Annotated in this window: 6 protein-coding genes; all 6 read left to right on the top strand. The window is 39.9% G+C overall.

Features of this window, described 5'->3' with window-relative positions; translation table 11 throughout:
• Positions 1 to 48: 48 nt before the first annotated feature.
• Complete coding sequence (locus CLV98_RS22685) at positions 49 to 618, top strand: AAA family ATPase (protein ID WP_109678360.1); 570 nt, start codon at positions 49 to 51, stop codon at positions 616 to 618.
• 319 nt (positions 619 to 937) lie between these two features.
• Positions 938 to 1,588, top strand: a complete 651-nt coding sequence (locus tag CLV98_RS22690; protein WP_109678362.1) for a hypothetical protein — start codon at positions 938 to 940, stop codon at positions 1,586 to 1,588.
• A 234-nt stretch (positions 1,589 to 1,822) separates the two neighbouring features.
• Entirely contained in the window at positions 1,823 to 2,410 is a 588-nt protein-coding gene (locus CLV98_RS22695) for a hypothetical protein (protein ID WP_211320112.1), read from the top strand.
• A 174-nt stretch (positions 2,411 to 2,584) separates the two neighbouring features.
• Positions 2,585 to 3,400, top strand: coding sequence for an HNH endonuclease signature motif containing protein (locus CLV98_RS22700; protein ID WP_146202339.1), 816 nt, complete (start codon positions 2,585 to 2,587; stop codon positions 3,398 to 3,400).
• A gap of 442 nt (positions 3,401 to 3,842) precedes the next feature.
• On the top strand, positions 3,843 to 4,409 hold the full coding sequence (locus CLV98_RS22705; protein ID WP_146202340.1) for a hypothetical protein: 567 nt from the start codon (positions 3,843 to 3,845) through the stop codon (positions 4,407 to 4,409).
• The coding region (locus tag CLV98_RS22710; protein WP_146202341.1) for a terminase large subunit domain-containing protein at positions 4,393 to 5,546 on the top strand (1,154 nt) is incomplete at its 3' end. The genes CLV98_RS22705 and CLV98_RS22710, both read left to right, overlap by 17 nt.

Genomic DNA, 5,546 nt, shown 5'->3' on the forward strand with positions numbered 1-5,546 from the left:
AATCTTAACAATTCTAAGCATTACAAAAGTAGCTAAAAAGTAAATACAATGGGAAAGTACGATATTATAACGGCCAATAAATATGATTTTTTTGAATGCAGCTCGGCCCTGCAGAAGTGTATCCGTAGGGGCATGGAAGATGAAGCCCTTTACTGGGCGGTAGAGCTGTACAACAGTGGCTATTCCGAATATGTGTGGAAACGGTTAAGAATCATGAGCAGTGAGGATGTGGGCCTTGCGGAGCCGGTGATCTCCTCTGAGATCTGGGCCCTTTACTGCATGTTTAAGGAGCAGGCCAAAAAGAAGGAGGATAAGAACGAGCCGCAGCGCCTCTTTATGACCCATGCGGTGCTTCTACTCTGCCGTAGCCGCAAAAGCCGGCTTATTGACTGGGCCTTGCTCTGGGCCTGGCTCACCCACCAATACAGAAAGCTCCCCATTCCAGACTTTGCCTATGACAAGCATAACGACAAAGGCCGGCAGCTCAAACGAGGCTGGGGCCACTTCTTTAGGGAGGGTACCAACCTGGTAAACCATACTCCCCAAGACAAAGAGGACATCTTTAGAGAACGAGCCGCTAAGGCCGTGAGTGATCCTGGAGGAATGGGGTTGTTTTGATTATAGGATATAACAAGGAGGCTTTATCTTTTGAAGCTTCCTTGTTTTGGTATGAAATTGAATTGAAACCGTTAAATAACTTAATAACAAATATTGCTGGAGGATTGGATTTTTTGCAGTATGTTTAGAGATTTTAAAGAGGATCTAAGAATATCCGCTATCATATGTTTACAAACGACGAGAACCTGCTATTGTAGCGAAGGTATTATAATATTGATTAAAAGAGGTTTGAGTATTCTCTCAATGAAAACTTAAGTGGGTTAGACGTAATAGAGTTTATAATCAAAAATGGTAGCTGTAATTAACCAGATAACGAACTATGACTGAAAAAGTAAAATTTATCTCAAACCCATTAACAATAATTGCAATTTTTGCAGCATTGGCAGAAATCAACGCAACAGTTTCAATTGGACTTGTTGACAAAGATTTACAGCAGACATTTATCTGGTTCGTTATCGTATTCCCAACATTATTAATTATTCTTTTCTTTCTGACATTAAATTTCAATACCAAAGTGATTTATGCACCAAGTGATTATAAGACAGATGAAAGTTTTCAAAAAATGTTTTTAGGAGAACCAAAGCCAGATAAGGAAATCAATTTTGACAAAGACATTATAAGAAAAACTATTCAGGAACTTGGAATTAAAAAACAGGATAATGAACATAATATTGACATTTCACAGGATGTTCAGTTTCTTTTTGGCGTCCGTTATAACATAGAAAAGGAACTTAGAAGAATATCTTCAAAATTCATTGATGACGAAAGACCAAGACCAATAATGACTATGCTTACAAGGCTTGTCGAACAACAATTAATTTCCCCAAATCAACACAAGGTAATAAGAAATTTGTATTCAATTGCTTCACCTGCTATTCATGGTGACGAGCAAAAATTAACAGTAGCGGAAATCGATTTTGCAAAACAAATTGCACCGGGGATTATTGAAGAACTCAAAAAGATTGAATAACTGCTGCTAATAACAGCTACCCAAAAGGCTGGGTTTCTTGCTTTGTTTGACAGTTTTACGTTTGAAGAGTTATTATCTTCGAATCAAGTTTTTCGACAAAATCTCGCCTTTCGGGTAGTTTCTGAACGCTGTGGTTAACCTATACAACTTAGTCGTAGTGATAATATATTTACTTTTAATTTGGATTATGTAATTATAATATTACTTTTGGTTCGAATTTAAAAAAAATAAATTATGGATTGGCATCAAAGATTTAAAGAAATGAAGGATGGATTAGGTTATACTAACGCTAACCTGGCCGAAATAACTGGGAATACGGCAGATAGTATCAAATCATCTACTCAACCGAACAATGAGTTACCAAGATGGTTGAAATTGGCTATAGTTATATATGAAAATACTAAAAGTAAAAGTGAAACAGCAGAAATGCTGAAGAAGAAAACGAAAAAAGACGTATTAAATTTCATTCGTGCTCGTCTAGCTTTTAACAGTTATCTGATAAGTCAATTAAGACATATTGACAAAGAATTAATGAAGAAGGAACACCAACGTTTTGATATGTCGGGATATGAAACTAAAAAAGGAACATGTACCCTTCATAATCAAAATATTCTTAATGAATTCGCAGATCTAGGAATTTATGACTATGTCTCGTATTTATTCATAGATTTTTACAAAGGGTCACCGACTCTATACTTGAAATATTTTCATGAATATGAAAATCATGTATTTGATTTAAGTGGTATGGGAACTACTGAAATTATATATTATATCTTTGAGAAAACAATCTTTTCTGAAAAGAGAACTAGAAGAAGGATTTAAATATCGGTAAAGCTAAAAATAGATCCACACAATACGCCGTTTGAAAATAAAGCCGGAAAAGTTAGCTAGTAAAGGGTTGTAGCTCGTTCAAACTTTTGTGTGACTTGATAGGAAACCTCCCGCATGCGGCAACCATCCATACTGCAAACTAAAAGACTATATACATCGAAAAGAATGGCTAAAAAAAAAAGAGTTCCAATTCCTGACGATATTGCTGCTGAAATACTTTTTATATCAGACAGAACTTGTTGTGTTTGTAATATAAGAGGGAAACAAGTTCAAATTCATCATGTTGATGAAGATCCTTCAAATAACACTCTAGGCAATCTTTCTGTGCTTTGTTTTGAGTGTCACGACCAAACAATGATAAAAGGCGGCTTTGGGAGAAAACTTGAAGCAAACCAAATTTTCAAATATCGGAATGACTGGCATGAAAGAGTTAGAAATAGAAAGGCAAAAGCAGACGAAATCGCTTCAATACAGACCGTAACCGGTTCGACAGAAACAGTAATCGTAAATGTAATCAACGAGGAGGATTATTTAAATTACAAAACGTATGACGACCCTAATCTTTTAAAGGACTATTTAGATAAAATTCTTATCGTACACAATGCACAACTGACAATTGCACGAACCAAATGGGATACAGGTGTAACAATGACTATGAACCAAGGAAATTACGACATGGTTGATTTTTACGAAGAAGTATTAATAGAACTTTCAACATTTTACCCTAAAGGGCATTTCAATAATTTGACGCCTAAAAAATATTTTAGTGAATTAATTTCAAGTAGGTTTCTGTGGAATAGACTTGTTCTAGAGCCGCATGGTGTGGGGACTGGCGGGACAATCGTTTCGACAATGACTGGAGGTAGTGTAATGAATGATCTAAAACATATGATTGTTGACATGGTTAATTCTTTATTGTTTCCATATGAAATAGACGAACAAATAGACTTAGACAAATGGCGAGACGAATGGCTGACTTAATAAGCATTATAGCTTAAAGCACATTTGTATTAGGTGGGGTTTCGTGTTCCGCAGTCAGTCCAATGATAGTCAAAAGTTTTTGTGCTCTGAATAAACATTTGTTGGAAAAATCCCGACCGTCGCAAATCTGTATAACGATAGCACTCAATAAAATACCAAAATTGAAAAAGGCATAATAAAGCTACACAGTAATCACTTTTCAAGGAATTCACCCTCCGGGGAAAACGAATTTTTTGGATCGGTGATTTATTAGACTTCCTGATTCTTTTAAAATCAATATAAATTTATGGCATAGGGAATTAACGCAGTTACGCTGATATCATAATACTCAGCCTAATAGAAAAGCGATTTTCCTAATTCAAAAGTCAGACTTCAGTACAGCATTACAGTCCAATTAAATTCAAAAGTCACAGTGCATCTTAGTCCTGTGACTTTTTGATTTATGGACGATAGAACTCAGATAATGCCCTTTTCGCCACCAGAAAAGGGAGTCCACAAGATGGACAAATTTAAGGATCACCTGGTCAATAAGGGCCGGCTGTCGGTCCGGGATCAGCAGTATTTCGAAAAAATGCAGAAGGCCTGGAGCTGGGCTAGTAAGATGTTTTCTCCGGCTCAGGTCGTTACCATGCTGCATAACGAGTATGGCCATGAGAAAACGCATGCCTACCAGATCCTACGTGATGCCTACGAGCTATGGGGTGACGCCTATGAGCTCGACAAGCGTGGTATCACCAAAACCCTGATCGAGGCCGCCCACATCGCCCTGAGCATCGGGATCCGGGAAAAGAACTCGGAAACGATCTTAAAGGCGGCAGCGCAGCTTTCCAAACTCCATAAGCTCGACCAGGTCGACAACATCATTCCACCCGATGTGTCCATGCCTACCGGTACCAGGGTTTATGTGGTCAATGGTGATATCCATACGGGCAGTACTGAAAATATAGGTAGTGGTTCTGCAGCAAACGGAAGGGAGGTGATCGATGTCGAAAGTGAGCAAATACCTTGACGATCCAACAGTACTAAAACTGCACCCTAACCCTGCCCAGGCTCGGTTCCTTTTTACGGTCATGGACAACCAAGCTGATTTCATGGGTGCTAATGGTCTCGGCTATCAAACTGGATTCCGTGCCACATTTAACGGAGGTAGGGGTTCTGGAAAAACCAACGTGCTTATGCGGCTGCTGGCTGAGAGCGCTCTGGAGTTGCCCAGGGCCAAGCTGGGCCTAGCCTCCATGACCTTCCGCCATGTCCAGGACGTGGTTCTTTCCCAGAGCCGTAAGGTTCTGGAGGAATATGGATTGCATGAATATGAGCCTAAGCACAGGCCCTGGGGCCATTATGTGATCAATCGCCGTCCTCCGGATGGATGGTGGCAGCCTTGGGAAGGTATCAATACCTACGAAAACTGTATGTCTTTCAAAAATGGATTTACGGTCGTGTTCCTATCTGCAGATCGCGCCGATACGGCTCGCGGTCTTAACCTAGATCAGCTCTTTATGGATGAATCCTTCAGGCTGAAGGAATCGTTTTACAATACGGTACTACGTAAAACAGTACGTGCCAATAAGTTCAGCTACAAAGATCGACGCAAGCACCGCAAAGGCCTGAATCATCCCTTGCATTGGTTGATTGCCGATTTTACCTCTGCAGCCTGGACTCCGGAGCAGCAATGGATTTACCGGACTGAGGAGCTTATGAAAAAAGACCCCCAGCGGTATTTCTTTATGGAGTCGACTCCTTACGATAACCTAATGAATCTACCGGGTAACTGGATCGAATCGGAACGGGAGGCCTCAGAAACAGAAATGGCCTTTGAAATCGAGGTGCTTAACCGGCGGATAGAGAAGCTGGAAAACGCCTACTACTCGGGTCTGTCCTATGCCAAACACACCTACAGCGAAATGTACGACTACCAGTTTGATGATCAGAAAAGGCTCTACATTCATAAACGTACGGATTATGATGTGCTTAAACCCCTTGATATTAGCTTGGACTTTAACGCCTCATTTACCTGTATGGTTGTGGCTCAGGAGTCAAACAAGGAGCTGCGTTTTATCGATAACCTCTTTGTTAAGAAGTCTGATAGTACCCTTGTAGAAGCCCTGGGCAAGGCCTTCTGTAAGAAGTACTCAGCGCACCGTAA

The sequence above is a fragment of the Dyadobacter jejuensis genome, assembly GCF_003149085.1.
Lineage (GTDB): Bacteria > Bacteroidota > Bacteroidia > Cytophagales > Spirosomataceae > Dyadobacter > Dyadobacter jejuensis.

Bases quoted from the DNA above. Each gene is read 5' to 3' on its own strand.
- CLV98_RS22685 (WP_109678360.1), top strand. From the start codon at position 49: ATGGGAAAGTACGATATTATAACGGCCAATAAATATGATTTTTTTGAA.
- CLV98_RS22690 (WP_109678362.1), top strand. From the start codon at position 938: ATGACTGAAAAAGTAAAATTTATCTCAAACCCATTAACAATAATTGCA.
- CLV98_RS22695 (WP_211320112.1), top strand. From the start codon at position 1,823: ATGGATTGGCATCAAAGATTTAAAGAAATGAAGGATGGATTAGGTTAT.
- CLV98_RS22700 (WP_146202339.1), top strand. From the start codon at position 2,585: ATGGCTAAAAAAAAAAGAGTTCCAATTCCTGACGATATTGCTGCTGAA.
- CLV98_RS22705 (WP_146202340.1), top strand. From the start codon at position 3,843: ATGGACGATAGAACTCAGATAATGCCCTTTTCGCCACCAGAAAAGGGA.